This is a genomic window from Pseudoalteromonas sp. S408, from assembly GCF_005886645.1.
Taxonomy (GTDB): Bacteria; Pseudomonadota; Gammaproteobacteria; order Enterobacterales; family Alteromonadaceae; genus Pseudoalteromonas.
The window spans coordinates 22512-46870 of the sequence record NZ_PNDY01000014.1 but is presented as its reverse complement, the minus strand read 5'-3'; the positions used below and the strand labels follow the sequence as shown (position 1 = coordinate 46870).

Sequence of the window (24359 nt, the reverse complement as noted above, 5' to 3'; positions counted from 1 at the left end):
CTATTTAGAAAAATAATATAAACACCAAGGAAGCATATGCTTAATGATCAATTTGGTCGGCAGTTTAACTATTTGCGCCTCTCAATTACCGATGTGTGTAACTTTAGTTGCACCTATTGTTTACCAAACGGGTATCAGTGCGATACCCCGCGTAACTTTTTAAATAAAAGCGAAATAAACACCTTAGTCAATGCGTTTGCGCAACTTGGCACAAAAAAAGTGCGTATTACAGGTGGCGAACCGTGTTTACGCAGTGATTTAACCGACATTATAAAGCTATGTAAAAAAACACCAGGTATAGAAAAAGTAGCCATAACAACGAATGGTTTTAACTTATTTAATAAAATTGATGAGTTTTATAGTGCAGGCTTAGATGCGCTCAACATTAGTATTGATAGCTTAAACCCAAGCATGTTTAAATTAATTACAGGGCACGACAAGCTAACCCATATTCTAAAAGGTATAGACCGGGCAATTGAGCTGGGCATAAAAGATATAAAAATAAATGCAGTGCTTGCTAAGCAGTTTAATAAAAACCAATTGAAGGATTTTTTAGACTGGGTGAAGCATAAAAAAGTAACGGTACGCTTTATCGAATTAATGGAAACAGGCAATGGTGCCGCCTTTTTTGAGCAAAATCATTTAAGCGGGCTAAGTGTTAAAACGCAGCTTTTAGCACAAGGTTGGTTACAGGTAGTGAGAGGTAAATTAAACGGCCCTGCGGAGGAGTTTTGTCACCCTGATTTTGAGGGCCGAATTGGCTTAATTATGCCCTACAGTAAAGATTTTTGTAAAAGCTGTAACCGATTAAGAGTTTCGTCATTAGGCAAGCTACATTTATGTTTATTTGCTGAGCAGGGAATAGACTTACGCCCGCATTTAAATGCGCAAGATACACCAGCCACTGTAAACGCTATTCAAGCAGCAATGGGCAATAAAACCATTAGTCATGAGCTTGATAAGCGCTTAACGGGCGCCACAACCCATTTAGCTATGCTGGGCGGCTAAAATGAGCAATAAAATAGTGTTTACAGGGGTTGTACTCGCCGGAGGGCAATCATCCAGAATGGGTAGCGATAAAGCTAATCTCATTTTAAAAAATAAAACATTACTACAAAATGCATGTGAATTATTAAAAGCTGCAGGAGCTAGTAATGTACTTATAAGTCGTAATGTAAAAAGTGCTAATGGGCAATATATACCTGACATATACCCAGATTCTGGCCCGCTTGGCGGGATTTATTCAACCTTAATGGCAACAGAGCAGGATATACTTGTAACCGCTGTTGATATGCCATTGCTTACTTGCACGTTATTATCGCAAATTGCATCTGCAGGGAGCGATAATTCCCACTTTCAAACAAATCAACCACAAATACATGCGTGGCACTTTGAAAATGAACCGTTACCCCTGTATATTCGTAACACCCAAAGCGTTAAACGTCATTTAAAACAATTACTCATAAACGCAAATAGTCATAAATCAATTAAACAGTTTACCCGTAGTATTGGTGTGCAAACGCTAAAATGTAATAAAGCGCACGCACTTGTTAATACCAATACACCGGCGCAATTTAAAGCTGTTAACGAGCAATTTGACCAACACAAACCTAATTTATTGAGAAGAACCCTATGAGCCACACAACTGAGTCACAAATAGCATTAAACATTGCCGTAATGACAGTAAGCGATACACGCGATGAAATTACGGATACCTCAGGCCATTATTTAATTAAAGCCCTTAGCGAGGCTGGTCATCACTTAGCGGATAAAGACATAGTTAAAGATGATGTCTATCAAATGCGAGCAGTTGCATCGCAGTGGATTGCCGATGACACCATTCACGCTATTTTAGTAACCGGTGGTACGGGTTTTACCGAGCGCGACTCAACACCAGAGGCATTTGCACCGCTGTTTGATAAAAGCGTAGATGGATTTGGTGAGCTATTTAGACATATTTCGTACGGCGAAATAGGTAACTCAACTATTCAATCGCGTGCGTTGGCAGGCCTTGCCAATAACACAGTTATTTTTTGTATGCCTGGCTCAACGGGTGCATGTAAAACAGCCTGGACAGGTATTATAAAAGATCAGTTAGACTCAATGCACAAGCCATGTAACTTTGCCCCGCATATTACTATTGGTAAAAAATGCGAATCGCGAGAGCAATAATATGCTGAGCCACGTAGACGAAAACGGCCAAGCAAACATGGTTGATGTATCGCTAAAAGAGGTTACTCTGCGCGATGCATCTGCCGAGGCCTACATTAAAATGAGCAAACACGCTTTTGAGCAAGTGTTGCTTAATCAAAATAAAAAAGGTGACGTGCTAGGCGTTGCCCGTATTGCGGGTATTCAGGGCGCTAAAAAGTGCGCCGATTTAATTCCGCTTTGTCATCCGCTTGCACTTAGTAAAGTAGCTGTTGATTTTGAACTTGATGAAGCAAATAGCCAAATTAAAGTCACTAGCTACTGTAAATTGGCGGGCAAAACGGGCGTTGAAATGGAAGCGCTCACCGCTGTATCTGTAGCGACCCTTACACTATTTGATATGTGTAAAGCCGCCGATCCGCTCATGGAAATACACGGTATGCGTGTAACACAAAAAGCAGGAGGAAAGCATGGCAGCTGGCAGCGAGATTAATTTGAATGATGCAGCTGCAGGGCATGTAAATGTACTCTTTTTTGGCCAACTTAAAGAACGCCTAAAGTGCGATAAGTTAACCGTTGATATAGCTCATACCCTTAGCATTGCAGCGTTTAAACACATGCTGGTTGAGCAAAACCCGCATTGGCAGGCATGGCTTGAAGAGCGTGATGTATTGTGTGCGCTTAATCAAACTATGTCATCAAGCGATGAGCTTGTAAAAGCAGGGGATGAACTTGCTTTTTTTCCACCTGTTACAGGTGGCTAATGAGTATAAGCATTAAAGTACAAACGATGGATTTTTCAGTAGGCGAGCAACATGGCGCACTTTGTAGTAATAACAAAAGTGATGGTGCAGTAGTTACTTTTACAGGGCTTGTGCGAGAATTTAGTAGCGACGATAACGTAATCGCGCTTGAGCTTGAACACTACCCAGGTATGACTGAGCAACTACTGCAATCGATAGCCGAGCAAGCGCAAACACGCTGGCAACTTGCTCGCATAAGCATTATTCATCGAGTAGGTTATTTAGCCCTTGGTGAGCAGATTGTATTTGTTGGCGTAACCAGCCGCCACCGCCAAGCCGCGTTTGAAGGCGCACAATTTATAATGGATTACTTAAAAAACCACGCTACGTTTTGGAAAAAAGAGCATTTTAAAGATTCATCTAACTGGGTTGAGTTTAAACAAAGCGACAAGCAAGCACTGAGTAAATGGCAAAGTATCGAACAGGATGCAATTAAATAAATGCATATAATTTCTACCAATGTCTCTAAAATAAAAACAGTTGTGCATAACGGCAAAGAGGTCAAAACCGGTATTTTTAAAACGCCAACCAATGAGCCTGTTTTCATTGAAAAGCTAAATATAATAGGTGATGAACAAGCCGATTTAGTCAATCACGGCGGTATTGATAAGGCGGTTTATGCGTTTTCGCACAATCATTATGCTTATTGGAAACACAGACTTGAGAATGATGATTTAGCAGTAGGTGCCTTTGGCGAAAACTTTACAATTTCAGATCTAGATGAAGCTAACATTCACATTGGCACTCGTATTCGCGTTGGCAGCGCACTGCTTGAAGTAAGCCAGCCCCGTGTGCCATGCTTTAAATTGGCTATTGCACTTAATAATAAACAAAGCCTAAAACTGTTTACTCAGTATTATCACACGGGTGTTTATTTTAGAGTGCTTGAGCAAGGTATTGCTAAAACAGGGGATGCAGTTACTATTGAGCATAAAGCTGAGCATAATATTTCAGTAAAAACCTTGTTTCAGGCGTTTTTTGATAAACACTACCCAGATTATGAAAGCGTATTATTAGCCGCACTTGAAGTCCCTGAGCTTGCACTTGAGTGGCAAACTAAGATTAAAAAAAAGCTGTCAACTTAGGTTTAAGGCAGTTTTAATGTTCATGGCTGTGGTTAATCGCTAGCCACTCCCATTTATTTCTATAACCCGTCTTTAATTAGCATTATTAAGTTCAATTATTTTGTTCGCGACCGCATAAATTGAACTATGTGAATCCATAGCTTGTTTTTGAAGTTGCTTATGAGCATGCTCCTCACTTATTTTTAGTTGCTCTATTAATATATATTTTGCTTGGTGAATCACTTTTTGCTCGGTGATCACTCGTTTTGCATCAACCAGTGCTTGGTTAATTTGTTTAATATGTTGGCTTTGCTCTAAAATTAAGTCGTACATGGTTTTATTACTATTGAGCTTACTTGCCGCTTTATTAGTAGGTTCATTGTTTTTAAGCGCTAGCTGCCCGTCGGTTGCAGGCATATATTGTTGCTCTAAGGTATTGAGTATTTGTTTGTTGGAATTTAATTTTCGTTGTGCACATGCGATTTGCATTGCAGCAGAGTCGATTAAATGATCGCTAATGTTTTGCTCTATTTTATGCATAATATCAATACGCGTTGTGGTTACTTCGTACCACACTTCGCTAAGCTGCGATAAAGGCTGTGCATTTTCGTCATCAAGTTTTTGTAGCAAACTTCTTAGCTGATCTACTTGTTTATTTACAGGGTGCTCTATCAATGGGGTATAGCATTTAAGTAAATGATCGTCTGCGTACTCATTAAAAAACGAAAAACTATGGCTTTGCTCTTGAACAAAATGAGCGAGTTGCGTTTTTTGATCTTCTGTAAATTTACTCGCAGCAAACGCTTGTGCTCCGCAGGCGCGCTCTTGGCCAGCGTATTCTTTACCTTGCATAAAATTAAAATAAGCAACTAATAGGCGAGTAACATGTGGATCGCTTGCACCATCAGCAGCTTCTAAAATAATATTTAATAAGCTAGCTATAAGTTGCGTAAATGATTGAGTTGCATGTACAGGCGTTACGTTTTGTCTGCCTATTTGGTGGCGCAAAGCGGGTAGCACGTCTAGTGCCTGTAAGCTGTAAGTAATTAAATTATATAACCTTGAATGACCCGGGTCGGCATTATCAGATATATAGGTCGTTTTAAGAGAATGATAAAACGTATCTTGAGCGCTTTGTGTAATGGGTATTTGCTGTGTGAGCTCATTGCTAAAACGTAAGCTTTTTGAGGCCAAAAAGATGTTGCTCATAGCACGTTCTTTTTGTAACTGGTGCACAAAATCACCTAGCTTAGTGAGCGAGGCACAGCTATTTTGCAGTTGCTTTAAAGCGTGAATTTCTTGGTACTTTGCCGCTAGTAAAAACTGTTTTGTGAGAGGATTGCTTGTCTGCATAGGTTTTGTTCCGCACTTTTTTGTTTTTAAAGTGCAACCCTTGTTCCAATCATGAAAAAAATTAACTATTGAATTTAAAATCAATCTAAAACAGCCGCTTGTGGTTATATTTTTATTTAAAAAGTATTAATCACTTTATTTTGAGCACACAAATTTACCCTTTTTGGTGCATAAAAAGGGAATATTGCACTGCTAACATTGTATATAAAAAAGCACGCTTACCCCTGGGGAGGAAATAAGCGCGAAAAGTGCATTATGTATTAAATCTGCATTAAGTATTGACCGTTTGAACTAAAAGCTCAGGGGTAATAGCCATTTTATGGTTTATTACTTCTCCAACAATTATAAGAGTAGGGCCTTGCAGGTTATGACTAAGGTGATCATTTACTATATTTTCTAATGTACTAGTAATTGCTTTTTGCTCACTCGTTGTGGCGTTTTCGATAAGTGAGATTGGTGTGGTACTTGGCCAATTTACCGATTGAAGGCCGCTACTTAGCTCTTTTAATCGTCCTAAGCCCATATAAACCACTAAAGTTGGATTATTCTTACCTTGCAAAAAGGCGTAATTGCTCCAGTTTGGTAGTTTTTTAGGATCTGCAAATTGGGCAGTTAAAAACGTGACGCTTCGCGCTACATCACGTGCTGTAAGCGGAATGCCTGTATAGGCAGAGGTCGCACATGCAGTGGTAACACCAGGTACAATCGCAAAGTTAATATTATGCTTTGTAAGCGCATCAGCCTCTTCGTTTATGCGAGCAAATATACTCGGATCGCCCCCTTTTAAACGTACTACGTTTAACCCTTGTTGAGCATATTTAACGAGTAGGGCGCAAATATTGGCCTGTGTCATTGAATGCATACCGGCTCGTTTGCCTACAAATACACGCTGCGCTGTTTTAGGTAATGTTTTTAGTAAATCTTCGCTTACAAGCCAGTCATATAAAACGACGTCGGCTGATTGTATTAAACGCTGCGCTTTTACGGTAATTAGCTCAGCATCGCCCGGGCCAGCACCAATAATATAAACATGGCCGTTTTTGCCCCCTTTGCGAGTATGCTTAACGCCATTGGTAAGTTTATTTACAAATTTGTTTAGCCAACCATTTTCAATACCCGAAAAATAAGAAAGCACGCTCATAATAATCTCCTTAGGCAACCGCTTTAATTACTTTCGGCTCGGCGCTTATAAGTACGTTACCGTCTTCAATTTTTGCATCAAAAACCGGTAAATGTATTGCTTCGGCCTCTAGGCACTCGCCGGTTGCTAAACAAAAATGCTGTTTATATAACGGCGAAGCCACAACCAGTTTTCCCTCTATAGAGCCAATAATACCGCGCGATAATACATTCGCTTTTCCAATTGGGTCGTAGTTACTAATGGCAAACACGCTTTGTGTGTTTTGTGGTACATAAAAAATGGCCACTTGCTGATTATTAACTAATGCGCATACACCACTGTTAGCAACTAGGTCGTCGATTGTTCCAATATTATGCCAAGACATCAGCTTGCTCCTCTTCAAGTTCCATTACTGGAATACGGTTTTGAGTAATTAGTTGTTCGCGTTTTTCAGCATCTGTAGCTGGGCGAATTTGATTACGCTCTTGTACAAATAAAATATTGTCATCGGGATTAGGGCTATTAACAAACTGGCGAAAACGCTTAGAAGCTTCAGGGCTTTCTACTGCTTTTTTCCACTCACAGGCGTATGTTTGAGTAATAAGTTCTATTTGTTCTTCAAGCTCTTGGCAAATACCTAAGCTGTCATCTATTACTACACTTTTAAGGTAGTCTAGGCCGCCTTCAAGATTTTCCATCCATACAGACGTACGCTGTAATTTGTCGGCGGTTTTTATGTAAAACATTAAAACGCGGTCTATGTATTTAATAAGTGTGGCTGTATCTAAATCGGTAGCAAATAAATCGGCGTGACGAGGGCGCATTCCGCCATTACCACACACATATAGGTTCCAACCGTTTTCGGTGGCAATAATACCTATATCTTTACTTTGTGCTTCGGCGCATTCACGGGTACAACCCGACACGGCCATTTTAAATTTATGTGGTGAGCGTAACCCTTTATAGCGGTTTTCAATTTCTATTGCGTGGCCAACACTGTCTTGTACACCATAACGACACCACGTGCTTCCCACACAGGATTTAACCGTTCTAAGAGACTTACCATAAGCGTGGCCTGTCTCAAAGCCAGCTTCAATGAGTCTTCCCCAAATAACGGGTAGCTCTTCTAAACGTGCGCCAAATAAATCGATTCGCTGTCCACCAGTCACTTTACAATAAAGGTTAAAGTCTTTTGCTACTTGGCCAATGACAATGAGTTTGTCGGGTGTTATTTCGCCGCCTGCAATGCGCGGTACTACAGAGTACGAACCGTCTTTTTGCATATTAGCAAGGTAAGTGTCGTTAGTATCTTGTAGGCCAACATGGGCAGGTTCTAAAATAAAGTCATTCCATGTTGAGGCTAAAATAGAAGCGATTGCAGGCTTACAAATTTCACAACCATGATGCCCACTACCGTGTTTAGCTAATAAATCATCAAAGGTTTTAATGCTTTCTACTTTAACCATATGCAGTAGCTCTTGGCGCGAATACGCGAAGTGCTCGCACACATGGTTGTTTACTTCAACACCACGACTCGCTAACTCATCATCTACTACCGATTTAAGTAAAGCGGCACAGCCACCACAACCACTGGCTGCTTTTGTGCACGATTTAACAGCGGCTAAATCGCATGAGCCACCATCAATAGTACCCACAATGTCGCCTTTACTCACGTTATGACACGAGCAAATGGTGGCGGTATCGGGTAGGGCGCTGCCCGCTAATGAAGGTGCGCCAGCGCTGTCCGGTAAAATTAAACACTCAGGATGTTCTGGTAAGTCCATGTCGTTTAACATGTACTGAAGTAGCGTATCGTAATCACTAGTATCGCCAACAAGTACTGCACCAAGCAGCTTATCGCCGGTTTCATTTAGAATGATTTTTTTATAGCAGTCTCTAATTGGATCTTGGTAAATAAGCTCTTTGCAGTTAGGTGTTTTTGCATGAGCATCGCCAATAGAGCCTACTTCAACACCGAGTAGCTTTAATTTAGTGCTCATATCGGCACCTGAAAATTCAAGTGCGCCGCCACTTAGCTGGCTTGCTGCAACGCGGGCCATGTTGTAGCCAGGTGCCACTAAACCAAATAGCTTTTTGTCCCACAAGGCACACTCGCCAATAGCTAAAATATCAGGGTCTGAGGTTTGGCACTGGTTATTAATAATAATACCGCCACGCTCGCCAAGTTCTAGTTCAGCCACTTTGCCCAGTTGATCATAAGGGCGAATACCGGCAGAGAACAAAATTAAGTCGGTTTCTAAAAACGTACCGTCTGAAAAGTTTAATCTAAAGCGGCTAGTTTCACCTTTAACTATTTCGCTGGTTGCTTTAGAGGTATGAACGGTAACGCCTAGTTTTTCTATTTTATTTTTTAATAGCGTGCCGCCTTGCCCGTCGAGCTGTACAGCCATAAGTTGCGGTGCAAACTCAACAACATGCGTATCAAGCCCTAATTGTTTAATGGCGTTTGCGGCTTCAAGTCCTAATAAACCACCACCAATTACTACACCACTTTTACTGGCTGCGGCACTGGCTTTTATTTGCTCTAAATCCTCTATGGTGCGATAAACCAGGCAATGGGGTTGATCGTTCCCCTTAATTGGCGGTACAAACGGGAAAGAGCCCGTAGCAAGTACAAGCTTATCGTACGGGTATTGATCGCCAGTTTGAGTGGTTACTACTTTGTTTTTTCTATCAATGCCTTCAACCCACTGTTTAGTATGCACATTAATATTAAGTTGTTGATAGTTATCTAAAGTTGTTAGTGCTAAATCGGCGGCTGTTTTGCCATCAAACACGCTTGATAAATAAACGCGGTCGTATGCAAGATTTGCTTCTCCACAAAGTACTGTAATATTTGCTTTGTAATCGCTTTGGCGCATTTGCTCAACAAAATGATGTCCGACCATACCATTGCCGATAATGAGTATTTTTTGCGAGGTTTGCATTAGGCATTCCTTAATGTGACGGTTTAAATGTTAAAAACAAAAAAGCCCGCCTCAGATACAAATTCATGTAACTGCGAGCGGGCTTCTTTGCCTGTGGTCATAACAACCTAAATGTATGCCGTTAAAATAACGGACTTGTATTTTATTAAAGCAATAACCTAGCCATAAAAATAAGTTACTGATTAATAGGGTTATTAATGTTTTTTGTAAATAGTAGAATCAAATATAGTGCTTTTTTGGTGCAAGGTTTGTATTAATTAGTGCAGTTTAAATGTATCTGGGACTAATAATGCACAAGTTACTTAATAGAGGACCGTATAGGTGGGAGTTTGAAGGTTAAGCTAAAACTACGTTGCATACAGCGCACATTACATGAGTGATAAGAACCCAAGTTAGGGCTAGTGATTACAGATTTTATCACTAAGTTATTGATTATTTATACAGACGAAAAGAGTAATCAAAGCTAAATGAAAACTAACGCCCAGAATAATAATTGATATGACTTTATTTGACTTACCTTTTTTAAAGCTAGCAAAATCCTTAAATTGCATTTTATAACTACCGAAAGTGACTCCCTTTAGCACGAGGCAGCCGGTTGAATAAAATAAAAAACCAAAGGCCGTATCAATTATTAGCCATAAAAACATATCGAACATAATGCTCATATTAATCCCTTATATCACGTTGAGTTTTAGATTAAATCGCACAGACTAACACCTCAGTTAGTTGTTTTAGTCTTAAAAATAGTTGTCACTGCTTTCAATATAATCATTTTATTAAAGCATATTCATTAAACAAAGCCAGAGCATGAAGTATAAGTAAACATAAAAACCTCTCTTCTACACGCGCTTGTGTATTTTGCAAAATGCAACTTAATCTATTGCAAGATGCATGAATCTTAAGTTGTTTATATTTTACATATTGATTTTCAATAGCTTAAGTTTTGGAACGGACCCTGCAATGGTTTAAACACTAAATTCATTAGGGGCTAAATTATGAAACTAAACAAATTTGCAACCGCGTGCTTACTTGCATTTCCGTGCGCTGTGCTTAGTCAACCATTCGAATCGTGTCCTAGCCAAGCACCGACAGAAGCGTTTGATACTTCACTATACAGCGTAACAAATGCAGACGATGCCAGTGTGCAAGGCAATGGTTTGTATTTTCTTAACGAAAATGGCTTGCCGTTTGCGTGTTTAGCGCCTCTAATAAAGGCATGGCAATAGAGTACTGGGCCGGTGTGCTAGTGAAAGTATTTATAATAGTATTTGCCATTAGCTGGTGGTTAATCCGATTTTCGCATTTTAGTTTAGTGCGAATGGGCATAATGATTTCGGGTATTTTGGTTGCTGTGGCTGCGTTAATTAACAAAATGAATGGCATTGGTTAGGTTGAGGGAACACGTGTCACTATTTCTCGTGAGTATCGCTCGCAATTAGGAGACCCTAACGATCTATCGTTAGTGTTGATGTTTCCAGTGTCCTTTTTGGCAGCAGAACTGTTTGATAAAGGTGCGAATAAATGTCGTCCTATATTTGCAGCCGTAGGTTTGTTGTTAGCTATTTCTGGCGTTATAGTCACACAGAGCCGAGGCGGCTTACTGGGTATTACCGCTATTTTAAGTTTCTTTTTATATCAAAGGTGGAATTATTCTTCAAGGTTGTCAAACGTCTGAGGAATTTGCACATTGTTTATGGAGAAACTCACAAGTTACCCTTTCTAAAGAAATTGATGACGCCTCATTAATTATAATTAACTGAATTTGCATTACGTGGGACTTTATAGCTATATTATAAGCATACATTCTATCTTATTGAATTAACAGCTACTCGCCAACTGAGACTTCTTTATGCTACCCACAGTTTTAATCGTTGAAGATACGCAGTCTTTAGCAATGATGTACCAATCTTATTTACTATCAACCGGTGTTAACACCCTTGTGGCAAGTGACGGCCAAACAGCCATAGACATCATAAATAAAGTTCACCCAGACCTTATAGTGCTGGATGTTATGCTACCAGATATGAATGGGCTTGATATTTTAGCGACGTTAGAACCCGATAATTCGCCTCAAGTTGTTGTATTAACTGGGAATGCAACAAAAGAAATAGCCATTCAGGCAATAAAACTAGGCGCGAGCGACTTTTTAGAAAAACCAATAGAAGCAGAGCGCTTTAGAATAACGGTTAACAACGCACTGAAAATTAAAAACTTAAAGCAAACCGTTACACAATATAAAAACAAATACGAAAACGGAAAATACTTTGATTTGATTGGCAGCTCAAAGCAAATGCAGACCGTTTATAAAATTATAAGCTCGGCGTCTGCCTGCAAGGCCACTATTTTCATAACAGGTGAAAGTGGTACGGGTAAAGAGTTGTGCGCACGAGCTGTTCACCAAGCGTCTAATCGAGCTAATCAACCCTTTGTCGCCTTAAATTGTGCCGCAATACCAAAGGATTTAATTGAAAGTGAAATTTTTGGACATCTAAAGGGAGCGTTTACTGGCGCTATTGCCAATAGAGTGGGTGCTGCAGGGCAGGCCAACGGGGGAACGCTGTTTTTAGATGAATTGTGTGAGATGGATATTAATTTGCAAAGTAAACTTCTGCGATTTATACAAACAGGGAGTTACCAGCAAGTTGGCAGTGAAAAAGAAGTAAAAGTTGACGTTAGATTTGTTTGTGCAACTAATAAAGATCCTCTTATTGAAGTAGAAAACGGCCGTTTTAGAGAAGATTTATATTACCGACTCCATGTTATTCCGATAGAGCTGCCACCACTTAGAGAGCGCGGAGCCGATATTATCGAAATTGCCGAAGCCTTGTTTGAAAAACTCGCATTGGAAGAAAATCATCCTTATAAAAGTATTTCGGAGGGGGTAAAGCAGCTGATTATGCAGTACAGTTGGCCAGGTAATGTAAGGCAGCTCGAAAATGTGATCCGTAATGTCTTAGTACTTCACCCTGAGCAATATATTGATACTGATATGATACCCGCATTACCGGTCAGCTCAAAAAGTCAGACGCAACAAACACCAATCACCAACACGCAATCGTCAAATATTGAAACAGCAGCGTTTGATATGGCAACGTCTCAAGGCGAAGTTAAGCCGCTATGGCTTGCAGAAAAAGAATACATTGAGCACGTTATAAAACTATGTATATCGAATGTGCCTAAAGCGGCATCACTGCTCGATGTGAGCCCTTCAACATTGTACAGAAAAATTAAAAGCTGGGATGAGCTCGAATAAACTTATGTACCAGTATTCGCTTGCCTGAGTAGTTTAAATTGCTGTTTACCAGAAAAACGTTCCTCTAGCGTCCTGTAAGCGTTATTGATAATAGTATTGGTGTGATCTTCGGATTGTGAGAGAGTTTTTCTACCTGTTGCTCAAAGTGTTGTGTATTTGTTTCTTGTATTAAAAACCCTGTAATTCCGTGTTTAATAATACAGGGGATAGCACCTACGGCGCTGCTAATTATAAATTTTTTCTGATATGGCTTCTAGTAGTGCCATTGGTAGTCCTTCTTCTCATGAGCGAATAAGTAATACATCAATTTTTTTCCATATGGTATTACGCTCAACTAGTCCGTGGTACTCAAGGTTATGTAAGTTTGGTAGTTCGTCTTTTATAGGGCGATCACCAAAAATGTGAAACTTAACGTTTAAATCTTGTTGCATATTTCCGGCTAACCTGCAAAACATATCAGGTTCTTTTTCAAATGATAACCGACCAACAAAAACAATGTTAACGCCTGTTTTAAATTTTTTACTATGACTTTGGGATTTATTAATAGCGATAAAATTTTCGAGTAACTGTGCATTTTTAATTGAATGCTTTATTTGTTTAGAGACGGCGAAGTTTATTGATAAAGGGGAAAGTAGTTTATCTAACATGTTGTAAAGTTTTAGTTTACCTGTATCAGCTTCACCAGCATAGTAGGTACTAATACAGCGATGCCTAGTTATTTTACATACTAAACGGCCTTATAACCATGAGTATGAATAACGGTGTTTGAATCTAAGCTTTTTAATTGTTTTAGTAGGCTACTTAGGTTTCCTTTTAAAAATTCATACCTTATATTTTCTTGGTTAAGCAAATCATAAAATTCTTGATTTTTGTGATCCTGGTAAAACATAATGTAGCTGCAAATGTGGTTGTTAGTGAGTAGCTTTGACAGTTCAACTAGGTGTGTTTCCATACCACCAAGCATCAAAGAGTCTACAAATAAAACAACGTTGAATTTTATAACTAACCCCAAAAGATATATATGATTAATTGCTCAATAATTGAACAGCTTAAAAGTGATGTTGGTAACGAACTAGCAGTAGAGCTGCTAAAAACGTTTATTAACGAGTCAAAAAAAACAGTTGAAATCTTGGTTAATACACAGGATGTCAGTGAGATAGAAATTAGCGCACATAGCCTTAAAAGCAGTGCCTATAGTTTTGGTGCTATCAGCTTGGGAGATACCTGTAACTCAATAGAGTCACTCGTAAAAGTTGAACATACTCCACAACAGCTCGATTTATTATTAAAAACAGCAGAACAACAAAGCACAGAAACCTTTAAAGAGCTAGAAGCTGTTATCCAAAACATTTAAAAATGATTACTTAATTGTATGGGCATTTTAAGCAACCCAGTAAACACATTGTTTAGCTCATCTATGTCGTGTAAATGGGCTCTGTTTTTTAGGATAGTTTTACTACCCTGTAATATTTCTTTAATTGCAGAAGACGGAATATTTAAATGGTATAATTTAAAACTTAGTTGTTCTGCAAGCCAATCAACACCCGGTGTTGAAGTGTTTTTCATGACGCTTTTTTCTGTTTTTGAGTTTTCGATAAAAATACGACACGCCGATGTTTTTTGAATAGCTGCCGCTATTTCTTCCACTAAAAACGCAGGTAAAATACTCGTAATAATGCTCCGTGGGCCAATAATGATTAAATCGGCTTCTAAAATGACCTTTACACAGCCCGGGCCTGCAGGGACATCTTCAGATAGTGATACACTTTTAGGCAAAGAGGTTAGTGAATCAATTTCACATTCGCCAATTACTTTTTCATTATTGTTTAGTTCAGCAACAAGGTCGGTGGGTACCTCTGTCATGGGTAAAACGGTTTCTGAATTACCGAGCATAATATTAAAATGCGCAATGGCTTTTGTTGCAGAGCCGGTTAGCTCCATTAAACCAAGCAGTGTTAAATTACCTAAACAATGTTCAGCAAGTTGCCCTTGTGTAAATCTGTGTTCGTAAATTGCGTTAAACGTAGATTTTTTACCAGCAAGCTGCAAACAGCAGCGACGTATATCTCCAAGCGCAATAGTTTCTTGTGAAGATCTAATTTTACCTGTGCTACCACCATTGTCTGTGGTTGCGACAATAGCGGTTATGTGACTACTCATCGGCTTAATAGCGCTTAAAACCTGTGCTAATCCGTGTCCGCCTCCAATACACACTATTTTCATTTTTGAGCCTTTGTGTTTTTGTTTATTTCACATGTGAACTGCATTTATTATTCCAAAAGTTTTATAACAATTAACATGATGATTTATATTGTTTTTTAATCTATATTTAATTGAGCAAGGCCAGTTTTAAAATTACTTTTTGCAAAACGCGATGCATATTGATGAGGAAAATGAGTGTGAAAAAAACAGAACATCTGTGTGTATCTGATTTACAAAAACATTTAATAGATTTAGCTAATTGTGAACACGGTGCCGATTTGTTGGATTTGCTTAGAGCGGTATTTGAGTCACGGCTTAAGTATACTGACTGTATTATTATCAATAGGTATAAATATAGATATTACGAGACGATAGCGACGACTAATGATCAATTTAGTGACAAAATGTGGTCCGAGTGTTCTTTGTTTACACAAACGGCTGAACAAGGTTACGCCATATGCCAATACCCTCAACAAATTGAAGAACTCGAATTTTCAATTTTATATTCAATTCAAACCTTAAAGCTAAAAAACTCTCTATTATTTAGTGTGAACACACACTTTGATAAAGGCATATTTATTTTTACAAATGTAGTTGCACAGCAATGTGAGCAATTTATTAGTTCAGACACAATTAAAATATTGTTACAGCAGGCGTTTTATACATTAATTAATCACGTTAAGTTAGCCAAACAAACTGACAAAGCTTTATCGCTTACACATAAATTTACGACACTCTCTAGCCTATTTAAAGAGTATGGGTCAGAGTGGTTTTGGCGATTAAACCCGCTAATGGTATTTGAAAGTATTAATAATATTGAAACTATTGGGAATGTTTACGATCAGCTTTTTATTGGTCATAAAATTGAACACATCATTACAGATAATGAAAAGCAAAATACAGAAAAATGGCAGCAATTTAACCAGCTAATTGAGGAGCACAACGATTTTCATAATTTTGAATTTGAGGTTGAAGCTGACAAAAATTTTTGGGTCATTTTAAGTGGTAAACCTCTTTATAATAAGTTAGGAAACTTTTTGGGTTACATGGGGCTTGCAAAAAATATTACCAATTCAAAACAGCGAGAGTTTGAACTACAGGCACAAACCTTAAAAGCAGAAGAAGCAAGTCAAACAAAGTCTAAATTTTTAAGTGTGATGTCTCATGAAATCAGAACGCCTATTCATGCCGTTATGGGTATGATTGAGTTACTACTTGATACAGAGCTCACCCCCGAGCAACAGCAACTTGTTAATTATGCTAACTCTAGCACCGAGATTTTATACGGTTTAATAACCGATGTGCTCGACTTTTCAAAAATTGAGTCTGGCACGGTTTCATGTCTAAAAAAACCATTTGATATAAAGCTGTTAACTGAAAATATAGTAGGGCAGTTAAATATTGTTGAAAAGTCAGATGACATTCTTTTTACCACTCACATCGATACGCAAATTCCCCAATATGTTGTTGGTGACGAATACAGGTTAGGCCAAGTATTATTTAATGTAATTAGTAACGCGTTTAAGTACACAGTAAATGGTCAAATAAATTTAAACGTAGTTTTACAAAATGAGCAGCTTGTTTTTGAGGTAAAAGACTCGGGTATTGGTATAGCTAAAAAGCATTTAGATTTAATCTTTAAGCCATTTAGCCAAGTGAATGACAGTATAAACCGTAAAAGTGAAGGGGTTGGATTAGGGTTAAGTATTTCAAAAAACTTATTAGGCATAATGGGAGGAGGCATAACAGTAGATACCCAACTAGGTTTAGGCAGTACGTTTACCATTTCAATACCATTTGAAGAGGCCCATGTTAGTGATATTGTTGATAATGTAATACATAAACAATCGGCGTTAACAATTTTGGTGGCCGAGGACAACAAAACGAATCAAGTACTGATCAAGGCGTATTTAGAAAAGCTGAATCATAAAGTCACTTTGGCTAATCATGGGCACGAGGCTATTGAGTTATTTTCGCGTAAAAAGTTTGATTTAGTATTAATGGATATCATGATGCCTGAAATGGATGGTTTAACTGCTGCAGAATATATAAGAGATGAATTAGTCAGCGATGTACCAATTTACGCATTAACCGCTAATGCAGAAAAAGACAATAAAGCGTCATGCTTTAAGGTGGGTATGAACAAAGTACTCACAAAGCCGATTAAATTTCAAGAACTCGAAGCCGCCTTGAAAGGGCTATTCCCACGATAAAATACAGCCCCAGTTATCTTATTAATTGATTTTAGGCTAATTGGTTAAGGGTTGGGAGAAATTTGCTTTTAAGTATTTATACTTTTTGGATTGGTACGACTGAGTGGATTCGAACCACCGACCCCTACCATGTCAAGGTAGTGCTCTAACCAACTGAGCTACAGTCGTACAATTTTTTTAGGGTTCTTAAATGTTGGTACGACTGAGTGGATTCGAGTTACTGACCCTTTGGCCAAGAGTAGGTAGTGCTCTTTCCTTCAATTATACGTTTCATTAATGTTGGTACGACTAAGGGATTCGAGTTACTGAGCCTTGAGCCGGGTGGCCAAGAGTAAGTAGTGCTCTTTCCTTTAATTATACGTTTCATTAATATTGGTACGACTGAGTGGATTCGAACCACCGACCCCTACCATGTCAAGGTAGTGCTCTAACCAACTGAGCTACAGTCGTATTTTACATTTAATAAGCTTATGAAAATAATCACCAGCGGTCGCTAATATATAGCGTGGGGGAGGTCGAATCAAGCACGTTTCGTATTTTTAAGTTTATTTGCCGTTTTTTTATTCATATTGGGCTGATTTCACACGTTTTATAAAATTCTTGCCACCAAATAACATGCTGTTTAGCTGAGCTTTTTAACTGATTTAATAAATTTGTTTTAGAGTGGGGTGCAAGTAGCTCATTAATAGCATCTGTTGTTACTGGCTCTTTATACCAAACCTGGTTTAATAAAGGCTGAAGTACTTCAAGAAAACCAATAAGTTGTGCCTGATATGGCTGTATTTGCGACAAATAATATTTTTGAAAAATATTATTCATAATTTTCGCTTTATCTTTGTTTTTATTTTTAGGGCAAAGAGTATTTAGCTCTATATTTTCAACTAAATTAGTGGCAGATTGATTTAGTCGAACTTGTTGCCTTACAGATTTGATTAAGGACTGATTAAACCTGTATTTGTTAAGCGTTTCGAGTGCTTGATATATTGCATCTGCGTTTATTTCGTCAAATTGAGACTGTGCTAATTGAGCTTTAATAGCAGTCAGTTTTTGCATAGCCTCTATTGTATCGCTAAAGCCCGCGGGTTCTTTATTTAACTCGGAAGCGGTTAGCGACCATGTGCGGTTTAGCTCCGACTCTTCCAAAAGAGCTGCATTAAAGTAATAAAGTAAATTAGTTTGTTTTTGATTTTTTGCTTCACTAATTTTTTTATACGTTGCTGAGGATTCTTCGAGCGAGGCTAAGCAGCTATTGGCGTTTTGAATAAAGTCTATTTGATATTTTAAACGCCCTGCAGCGGTGGCTGTCTTACCCAGTTGATTGTTGTGCTCACTTATCACCACATTTAAGTTACAACTACTGATCCCCGCAAGCTCAACTATACCCAGTGTTTTTTTATTGTTTTTGAGTTTGGTTAACGGCTTTAACTTTAGTGAATTTAGCGATGGCAGGTCTTCAGATTTTTTATTGGTTACATTTTCAAGGCGTTCTATGTAAGTGTTGTTTATATTACTAGGAGCTTCTGTACAAGCTGTAAGCACAGTAGTGGCTAGTATCAGTAATATACATACTGATACTAACTGCTTTATATAATGTAAATTGAGTGTGTTAGCTAATAAATGGTTCATGTTTAAAGCGCTTACTAACGGTTAGCATTAAGAGTATGGCTGCGACGGTGAGCCCGACAATTATACCAATCCAAAACCCGTGCGGCCCCATTGCTGGTACTATTATGTCTGTTCTTGCTAATACGTAGCCTAAGCTAAAGCCGATTAACCAATATGAAATAAACGTGATGTAAGAAATAGGAGCCGTGTGTTTTAACCCTCTTAAAATGCCATTTGCTGCAACTTGTAGGGCATCGGGCAATTGGTAAATACAGGCTAAAACCATAATTGAAGTGGCAAGGGCAATAACAGCAGGGCTGTCTGTGTATAGCTCACTGATTACATCACGGCCTATAAACGTTATAAACGCCAAAAACAGTGCGATTAATACAGCCAGTAGATAACTTGTCGATACAGCTATTTTTAACTGTTCATACTTGTTTTGGCCGTACAAGTTCCCAATCCGAATACTAATGGCAATAGAAAGGCTCAGCGGCATCATAAACAGTAACGCGGTAACACTCGCTGCAATTTGATGCCCTGAAACAGCAACCGCGCCTAAATGAGCAATAAATAGTGGAATACACGCAAAGAGTGTGACTTCAAAAAAAGTAGCCAAAGAGATAGGAATACCTAATTTTGTAATAGTGGCGATAGTCGTTATATTTGGTTTTTCAAACGGTGTGAGCAGCCCTTTGGCATCTATTTTTTTACTCATTTGGCAATAAGTGACCTGTGCGAATGCCATTACCGTTAAAACAATGGCGGTTGCTATACCGCAGCCAGCTCCCCCATAGACAGGAAGGCCAAATAAACCATTTATGAAAATGTAGTTAGCAGGAATATTAACGGCTAACCCGAGTAAGCTAATATAAAAGGCCGGTTTTGTCATACCCATGCCTTCGGTCATATTTCTGTAGGTGGTAAAGAATAAAAATCCAAATACCCCCCATTTAACAAAATGAATATAGTCGTAGGCTAAGTTAGCAATAGCTGGGCTTGTATCTAGCTGTAATATAATAATGTTGGCCAAGTAGGCAATACTAAAGCCTGCAATGCACAGTAAAACGGTTAGGTATAAAGCTTGTTGAAAATAGTGGCTTATGCCTTTTTTGTTATTCGCGCCGGCAAACTGCGCAATAATGCCAGTAAGTGCTAATAAAATACCTTGCAGCGCTAAAAGTAGCGGGTTCCAAATACCTGTCGCAATAGACAGGGCTGCCAGATCGGTAGGGCTGACTTGACCTGCCATTATAGTGTCGACGACCGACATCAATATAAGGGTAACTTGCGCTAAAAAAACAGGTAACGCGAGAGAAAGTAAACGCTTCGCTTCCCAATTACAAAAGGTCATAAAAACAGCTATTTAATGAGTAAGACTTTAATTGTAATCTATTGTCTTTGAAATAAAAATCTCAGGAGTGAATGATTTTATAATTCGATACGTTAAACTATTACTTTGTCATAATTAAACGAGATTTTATGTTTACAGGTATAGTGCAAACTCAGGCTACTGTGGTGTCTAAAACCCATAATGAAGGAGTGTTACGTTTAGTGGTGTCGGTGAGCGATGATTACGTTAAGCACTTAGATTTAGGAGCCAGTATTGCTATTAATGGGTGTTGTTTAACGGTTGTAAAAGTTGAGCTAAGTAATCAAGATGTGGTGGCGCAAGTTCACTTTGATGTGATTGACGAAACACTTAAATTAACTAACCTAGGGCTTCTTGAACTAGGCAGTTTAGTAAATTACGAGCGCTCTGTTACTTTTGGTACTGAGCTGGGTGGGCACATTGTATCGGGACATATTCACTGTGCGGCTAAAATAAATCAAATAATCAATACCCAAAGTAACTGCAAAATTCAGATAAGCTTACCTGTAAAGTGGCAAAAATATGTCCTGTATAAAGGCTTTGTCGCCATTAATGGTGCCAGCTTAACAGTAGGCGAGATTGACGAGCAGGGCTTTTGGTTGCACCTAATCCCAGAAACACTCACCATTACAAATTTAGGTAAAGCGCAAGTGGGTGATGAGCTTAATATAGAGGTGGATCAGCAAACTTACACTATTGTTAACACCGTTGAAAACTACCTGCGTCATCAGGGTTAAAAAATTTGTTCGTCGTCACTGTCTACGTGTAGCTCTAACTTATTGTTTGCATAATCTATATGCATATTTAAATGAATTGGGTTACAACAGGCAGTGCAGTCTTCAATGTAGTCCTGATCGCCCATGCTTGCATCTAAATCTAAATGAATGTGGTGTCCGCAAAACGGGCAGCTGATACGTTGTGATAAAAAGTCTTTCATAATCACTCCAATTACAGATAACTTAAGCAGAGCTTGGAATGTTTCTATTCTAAACACGGCTTAACGACGTAAAACTCAACTCCTTAGAACCCTTTAAATATAGTCTGTTTGGCGTGTTATGACAGTTTATTTACACTTATTGTATAAGCTTATTTATATGTTGTTTAGCTTCAGTAAGATAGTGGCCAGCATATATATTTGCATGGTTTAAAATAGGATATAGCTGGTAAATGAGTTTACGTTTTTGGTAGCTTGGCAAAAGTGGATATTGCGTATTGTAGGCAACATAAAATGCGTCGGGTAGTGGGGCAAATAGCTCGCTCATGGCGATATCTACTTCTCGATCACCATAATAACAAGCTGGGTTAAACACCGTTGGCTGCTCTTTCAAAAAACCTAGGTTGCCTCGCCAAAAATCACCATGTAACAAAGATGGGCTCACAACATGACTATGCAGTTGCGCTTTAACTTCATGAATTATGTGCTCAGGATCAGCAAATTGAATGCCTTTTTCAGCTAATAGCTGTAATTGCCAGCCAATGCGTTCTTCGGCGTAAAATACATTCCATTTTTTATGCCAACGATTAGGTTGAACGGTTGTGGCTAAGTGATTATCTATATCAAAACCAAACATTGCTTGGTCATGCTTTTGATGCATTTGAGCAAGTTGGGTACCCATTTTTTGCCATTGATTATGGGGTTGCTTAACAAGGACTAACCACGAAAGTACAATAAATGAGTATTCAATGTTAGCACCTGTTGTAATGCAGCGAGGCACAGTAAAAAAGCTATTATTAGCGAGCAACTCTAAGCCTCTAGATTCACTCTCTAGCCGCTCAAACTCGCTTTTGAGTGCAATTTTAACAAAGTAGTTTTGCGTGCCATTGCCTATATGAAAATATTTATCGGTTGTTGTGCTTTGCAGTTGGCGCTTTTGTGTGTGTTTAAACTCAGTATTTGTTGCTTGGCTAATGTGCTCGTTAATTGCTTTCCACATAACAATTGCTCGTATTTTATACAGACACTTAAACTATGGCAAAAAGGGATTAATATAACAAACTAAACGTTGTAAAATTAACGAATGTGTCGCACAAAGTGATGCGGATTGTAATGGAGCAAAAATGAACAAAAGTTTTATAACCAATTTACTAGCAAGTATTTGTGTAGCTGCAGGGTTTATGTTTGATCAACCAGTGGTTTTGTCGGTGGGATTATTTGCGCTGTCTGGCGCAGTGACCAATTTACTGGCTATTCATATGTTATTTGAAAAGGTTCCGTTTTTATATGGCTCTGGCGTTATTGCGCTTAAGTTTGAGAGCTTTAAAGTTGCTATCCGGAACCTGATACTTACAGAGTTTTTCTCCGAGCAAAAAATTAATAATTTACTTAATAAGGCGCAGCCTAATATCGACTTTGAACCGATAATTAGCCATGTTGATCTAAACCCTGCGTTCGATAATTTACTCGAGGTAATAGAGCAATCGCAATTTGGTAGCATGCTGGGTATGTTTGGAGGCACCGCTGCAATAGAGCCAATGCGTGAAAAATTTATAGAAAAAATGCAACTTTCGTTGGCACAAATTTCTCAAACAGAGGACTTTAAAGCGTTAGTAACGCAAACGCTTTCACAAGGAAATAGTGCTAAAGGATTACACAGCACAGTACTTAAACTGGTTGATGAACGCCTTGATGAATTAACCCCTAAAATGGTGAAAGAAATCATTCAAACAATGATACGAGAGCACCTAGGTTGGCTGGTTGTATGGGGTGGAGTATTTGGCGGTTTATTTGGTTTACTAGCGGGTGTTCTTTGAGCGATTAGGTAAACAATAAAACTAAGCAGGTTACAGTAATGCCTGCTTAGCTATAAAGTTCAAGCATGCTACTGCGGAGATGAAATAACAACGACGTCCGGTAACGACACATTTGCCAAATCTTTAATTGAAGTGCGTGTATTGCTTTCAATATTTAAATAGTTAGCACTTTTATCTAAATTATAACGCGCTACAAAATCACCCATTGGCAGGTTGTTGCACGTTAGTTTATTGCTAATAATACTTTTTTTAACGTTCAGCGATTGCTGTGCTTTGCGAAGTACATACGCTTTGTTAGACGCTACAGCCATACAAATTTGCGTACCTGGCGTTGAGTCGGCTGCTACAAATTGTGCAGCTGATACAGGTGCTGCTAACGCTGCACTGCCAATAACAAGTGTTGTACATAATGCCTTTTTAACTGTGTTCATTTTACTTTCCTCATTGTTTGCGGTTGCATGCTAATTATTGACTAACTAATTAAAAAAGCTGTTAATCAAACGCAACAAGCTGTAAGCAAGTATGTGTAATGTACACACTTATATTTAGGCTCATGAAAACACATGTTTTTAAGTGTGTTTTTTGACACACTTTTATAAAAATAATTTTATTGATACTGACATATTCTTTAAGGCTGGTATTATCGCCTCATAAATAAACGTGAAGATTTTTAGGATAAACAGTGAGTAAAGCGTTAGCCAGTTATTACCAGCAAGCCTATGCATGCGAACAACAACATTTTAACCAGTGTTTTTATTGTGGCTGCGAAGCAACTGAGCGAGATCATTGTCCACCTCTTCACATGTTGCAAAGTATTATTGACTTAGGCGAGGATGCCGACTTTATTTCAATTCCTGCTTGTTATGAGTGCTATGCGTTGTTACATAACGAACGACTTATGTCTATTGATGAGCGCTTTACAAAAATTAAAAAAAAGTTGTCTAACAAATACGCTAAAGCACTGCGTGTTTACAACATGTGGGAAGAAAACGAATTAAGTGACATGAGTGATGAATTTGCTCACAGTATTCAGGCCGGAATGAAATTAGGAAAAGAAGCCGCTGAGCGATTAGCGTTTACAGGTTTTAGTTACGCCACTGAAGAGGCCAGTGTCACAGTACGCGAAAAAACCAAAGAGTTTGATGTAGAAGGAAAGGTGTTTTCCGATTTTAAAGACGCACTGAATTACTGCATTACTGTTTTAAATGTGCAAAAAAGTGACTTTTATAAAATTTTAGTTGAAGACTACAACGGCGATTTTAACAAAGCCCTTAGTCAGTACCGTCACCGCCACGACAAAGTAACCGCGGCTAAAGATGGGAATACCCTTATTAAAGATTTTTCTAAATTGCATAAGCAAAATTCAGATTTTGTAACCCGCACGGTTAAGCATTTTATCAGTAAAGATCCGTCACTCACCACGCAGGGCGCGCTAGAAAAGCTTTATAACAATTATATAAAAAAATAATCACGTAAATTCATCTTAATTTACCGCGTTTTCACCTGTTTTTTTAGCTTTATGCC

25 protein-coding genes, 2 tRNA genes and 1 pseudogene are annotated in these 24359 nt (G+C 38.5%); 15 read left to right on the top strand and 13 right to left on the bottom strand.

Going from position 1 to position 24359, the window contains the following annotated elements:
- Positions 1-36: 36 nt before the first annotated feature.
- From moaA to CWB62_RS12880, 7 genes are read left to right on the top strand one after another with little or no spacing between them, the layout of a single operon-like run.
- Positions 37-1008 (top strand): GTP 3',8-cyclase MoaA, encoded by a 972-nt coding sequence (gene moaA / locus CWB62_RS12910; protein WP_138528490.1) that lies wholly within the window; start codon positions 37-39, stop codon positions 1006-1008.
- 1 nt (position 1009) lies between these two features.
- A complete protein-coding gene (locus tag CWB62_RS12905; protein WP_138528492.1) occupies positions 1010-1636 on the top strand; it encodes a molybdenum cofactor guanylyltransferase in 627 nt (208 codons plus the stop codon).
- Positions 1633-2172: a molybdenum cofactor biosynthesis protein B gene (gene moaB / locus CWB62_RS12900; protein WP_138528494.1), complete on the top strand. Its 540-nt coding sequence runs from the start codon at positions 1633-1635 to the stop codon at positions 2170-2172. Before CWB62_RS12905 ends, moaB begins: the two co-directional genes overlap by 4 nt.
- 1 nt (position 2173) lies before the next feature.
- Positions 2174-2644: a cyclic pyranopterin monophosphate synthase MoaC gene (gene moaC / locus CWB62_RS12895; RefSeq protein WP_138528496.1), complete on the top strand. Its 471-nt coding sequence runs from the start codon at positions 2174-2176 to the stop codon at positions 2642-2644.
- Positions 2622-2915, top strand: a complete 294-nt coding sequence (locus CWB62_RS12890; RefSeq protein ID WP_138528498.1) for a MoaD/ThiS family protein — start codon at positions 2622-2624, stop codon at positions 2913-2915. The genes moaC and CWB62_RS12890 overlap by 23 nt, the downstream gene beginning before the upstream one ends.
- Positions 2915-3394 carry a molybdopterin synthase catalytic subunit MoaE gene (gene moaE / locus CWB62_RS12885; RefSeq protein WP_138528500.1) on the top strand — a complete coding sequence of 160 codons (480 nt, stop codon included), beginning with the start codon at positions 2915-2917 and terminating at the stop codon, positions 3392-3394. Before CWB62_RS12890 ends, moaE begins: the two co-directional genes overlap by 1 nt.
- Positions 3395-4039 carry an MOSC domain-containing protein gene (locus tag CWB62_RS12880; RefSeq protein ID WP_138528502.1) on the top strand — a complete coding sequence of 215 codons (645 nt, stop codon included), beginning with the start codon at positions 3395-3397 and terminating at the stop codon, positions 4037-4039.
- Between the two features lie 72 nt (positions 4040-4111).
- On the opposite strand, the gene CWB62_RS12875 is transcribed toward CWB62_RS12880, so the two are convergent.
- From CWB62_RS12875 to nirB, 4 genes are all read right to left on the bottom strand, one after another.
- A complete protein-coding gene (locus CWB62_RS12875; RefSeq protein WP_138528504.1) occupies positions 4112-5371 on the bottom strand; it encodes a nitrate- and nitrite sensing domain-containing protein in 1260 nt (419 codons plus the stop codon).
- A gap of 271 nt (positions 5372-5642) precedes the next feature.
- Positions 5643-6512: a uroporphyrinogen-III C-methyltransferase gene (cobA, locus tag CWB62_RS12870; protein ID WP_138528506.1), complete on the bottom strand. Its 870-nt coding sequence runs from the start codon at positions 6510-6512 to the stop codon at positions 5643-5645.
- Between the two features lie 10 nt (positions 6513-6522).
- Positions 6523-6876 (bottom strand): nitrite reductase small subunit NirD, encoded by a 354-nt coding sequence (gene nirD, locus CWB62_RS12865; protein WP_138528508.1) that lies wholly within the window; start codon positions 6874-6876, stop codon positions 6523-6525.
- Entirely contained in the window at positions 6863-9439 is a 2577-nt protein-coding gene (gene nirB, locus CWB62_RS12860) for a nitrite reductase large subunit NirB (RefSeq protein WP_138528510.1), read from the bottom strand. The genes nirD and nirB overlap by 14 nt, the downstream gene beginning before the upstream one ends.
- A 995-nt stretch (positions 9440-10434) precedes the next feature.
- Here nirB and CWB62_RS12850 point away from each other — a divergent pair.
- From CWB62_RS12850 to CWB62_RS12840, 3 genes and pseudogenes are all read left to right on the top strand, one after another.
- A complete protein-coding gene (locus CWB62_RS12850) occupies positions 10435-10665 on the top strand; it encodes a DUF4842 domain-containing protein (RefSeq protein ID WP_058405481.1) in 231 nt (76 codons plus the stop codon).
- A pseudogene (locus CWB62_RS18990) lies at positions 10617-11081 on the top strand (O-antigen ligase family protein); the annotation flags it as partial. The gene CWB62_RS12850 and the pseudogene CWB62_RS18990, both read left to right, overlap by 49 nt.
- 207 nt (positions 11082-11288) lie before the next feature.
- Entirely contained in the window at positions 11289-12692 is a 1404-nt protein-coding gene (locus tag CWB62_RS12840) for a sigma-54-dependent transcriptional regulator (RefSeq protein WP_058405482.1), read from the top strand.
- Positions 12693-12973: 281 nt separating this feature from the next.
- Here the strand turns inward: CWB62_RS12840 and CWB62_RS18875 are convergent, their stop codons facing one another.
- Complete coding sequence (locus CWB62_RS18875) at positions 12974-13339, bottom strand: glycosyltransferase family protein (protein WP_235591502.1); 366 nt, start codon at positions 13337-13339, stop codon at positions 12974-12976.
- Positions 13340-13713: 374 nt separating this feature from the next.
- On the opposite strand from CWB62_RS18875, the gene CWB62_RS12830 reads away from it, so the two are divergent.
- The gene (locus tag CWB62_RS12830) at positions 13714-14046 is read left to right on the top strand and encodes an Hpt domain-containing protein (RefSeq protein ID WP_138528515.1); all 333 of its coding nucleotides are present in this window, start codon (positions 13714-13716) and stop codon (positions 14044-14046) included.
- Here CWB62_RS12830 and CWB62_RS12825 read toward each other — a convergent pair.
- Positions 14043-14915 (bottom strand): gluconeogenesis factor YvcK family protein, encoded by an 873-nt coding sequence (locus tag CWB62_RS12825; RefSeq protein WP_138528517.1) that lies wholly within the window; start codon positions 14913-14915, stop codon positions 14043-14045. The genes CWB62_RS12830 and CWB62_RS12825 overlap by 4 nt on opposite strands.
- A 176-nt stretch (positions 14916-15091) precedes the next feature.
- Between CWB62_RS12825 and CWB62_RS12820 the strand changes: the two genes are divergently transcribed.
- Positions 15092-17107, top strand: a complete 2016-nt coding sequence (locus CWB62_RS12820; protein WP_249310699.1) for a response regulator — start codon at positions 15092-15094, stop codon at positions 17105-17107.
- A 91-nt stretch (positions 17108-17198) separates the two neighbouring features.
- On the opposite strand, the gene CWB62_RS12815 is transcribed toward CWB62_RS12820, so the two are convergent.
- From CWB62_RS12815 to CWB62_RS12800, 4 genes are all read right to left on the bottom strand, one after another.
- Positions 17199-17275: transfer RNA gene (locus tag CWB62_RS12815), tRNA-Val, on the bottom strand.
- Positions 17276-17480: 205 nt separating this feature from the next.
- Positions 17481-17557 (bottom strand) — tRNA-Val (locus CWB62_RS12810).
- 114 nt (positions 17558-17671) lie between these two features.
- A complete protein-coding gene (locus CWB62_RS12805) occupies positions 17672-18733 on the bottom strand; it encodes a DUF3080 family protein (RefSeq protein WP_138528519.1) in 1062 nt (353 codons plus the stop codon).
- Positions 18714-20066, bottom strand: a complete 1353-nt coding sequence (locus tag CWB62_RS12800) for an MATE family efflux transporter (protein ID WP_138528521.1) — start codon at positions 20064-20066, stop codon at positions 18714-18716. Before CWB62_RS12800 ends, CWB62_RS12805 begins: the two co-directional genes overlap by 20 nt.
- A 128-nt stretch (positions 20067-20194) precedes the next feature.
- On the opposite strand from CWB62_RS12800, the gene CWB62_RS12795 reads away from it, so the two are divergent.
- Positions 20195-20821 (top strand): riboflavin synthase, encoded by a 627-nt coding sequence (locus CWB62_RS12795; RefSeq protein ID WP_058405487.1) that lies wholly within the window; start codon positions 20195-20197, stop codon positions 20819-20821.
- Here the strand turns inward: CWB62_RS12795 and CWB62_RS12790 are convergent.
- Both CWB62_RS12790 and CWB62_RS12785 read right to left on the bottom strand, forming a co-directional pair.
- Positions 20818-21021, bottom strand: a complete 204-nt coding sequence (locus CWB62_RS12790; protein WP_058553137.1) for a CPXCG motif-containing cysteine-rich protein — start codon at positions 21019-21021, stop codon at positions 20818-20820. The two genes, CWB62_RS12795 and CWB62_RS12790, sit on opposite strands and share 4 nt — an antisense overlap.
- Before the next feature lie 136 nt (positions 21022-21157).
- On the bottom strand, positions 21158-22018 hold the full coding sequence (locus CWB62_RS12785; RefSeq protein ID WP_138528523.1) for a fructosamine kinase family protein: 861 nt from the start codon (positions 22016-22018) through the stop codon (positions 21158-21160).
- A 124-nt stretch (positions 22019-22142) separates the two neighbouring features.
- Between CWB62_RS12785 and CWB62_RS12780 the strand changes: the two genes are divergently transcribed.
- Complete coding sequence (locus tag CWB62_RS12780; RefSeq protein WP_058405490.1) at positions 22143-22835, top strand: hypothetical protein; 693 nt, start codon at positions 22143-22145, stop codon at positions 22833-22835.
- Between the two features lie 68 nt (positions 22836-22903).
- On the opposite strand, the gene CWB62_RS12775 is transcribed toward CWB62_RS12780, so the two are convergent.
- Positions 22904-23266, bottom strand: a complete 363-nt coding sequence (locus tag CWB62_RS12775) for a DUF3718 domain-containing protein (protein WP_138528525.1) — start codon at positions 23264-23266, stop codon at positions 22904-22906.
- 251 nt (positions 23267-23517) lie between these two features.
- Between CWB62_RS12775 and CWB62_RS12770 the strand changes: the two genes are divergently transcribed.
- Positions 23518-24303 carry a hypothetical protein gene (locus CWB62_RS12770; protein WP_138528527.1) on the top strand — a complete coding sequence of 262 codons (786 nt, stop codon included), beginning with the start codon at positions 23518-23520 and terminating at the stop codon, positions 24301-24303.
- Positions 24304-24359 lie beyond the last annotated feature (56 nt).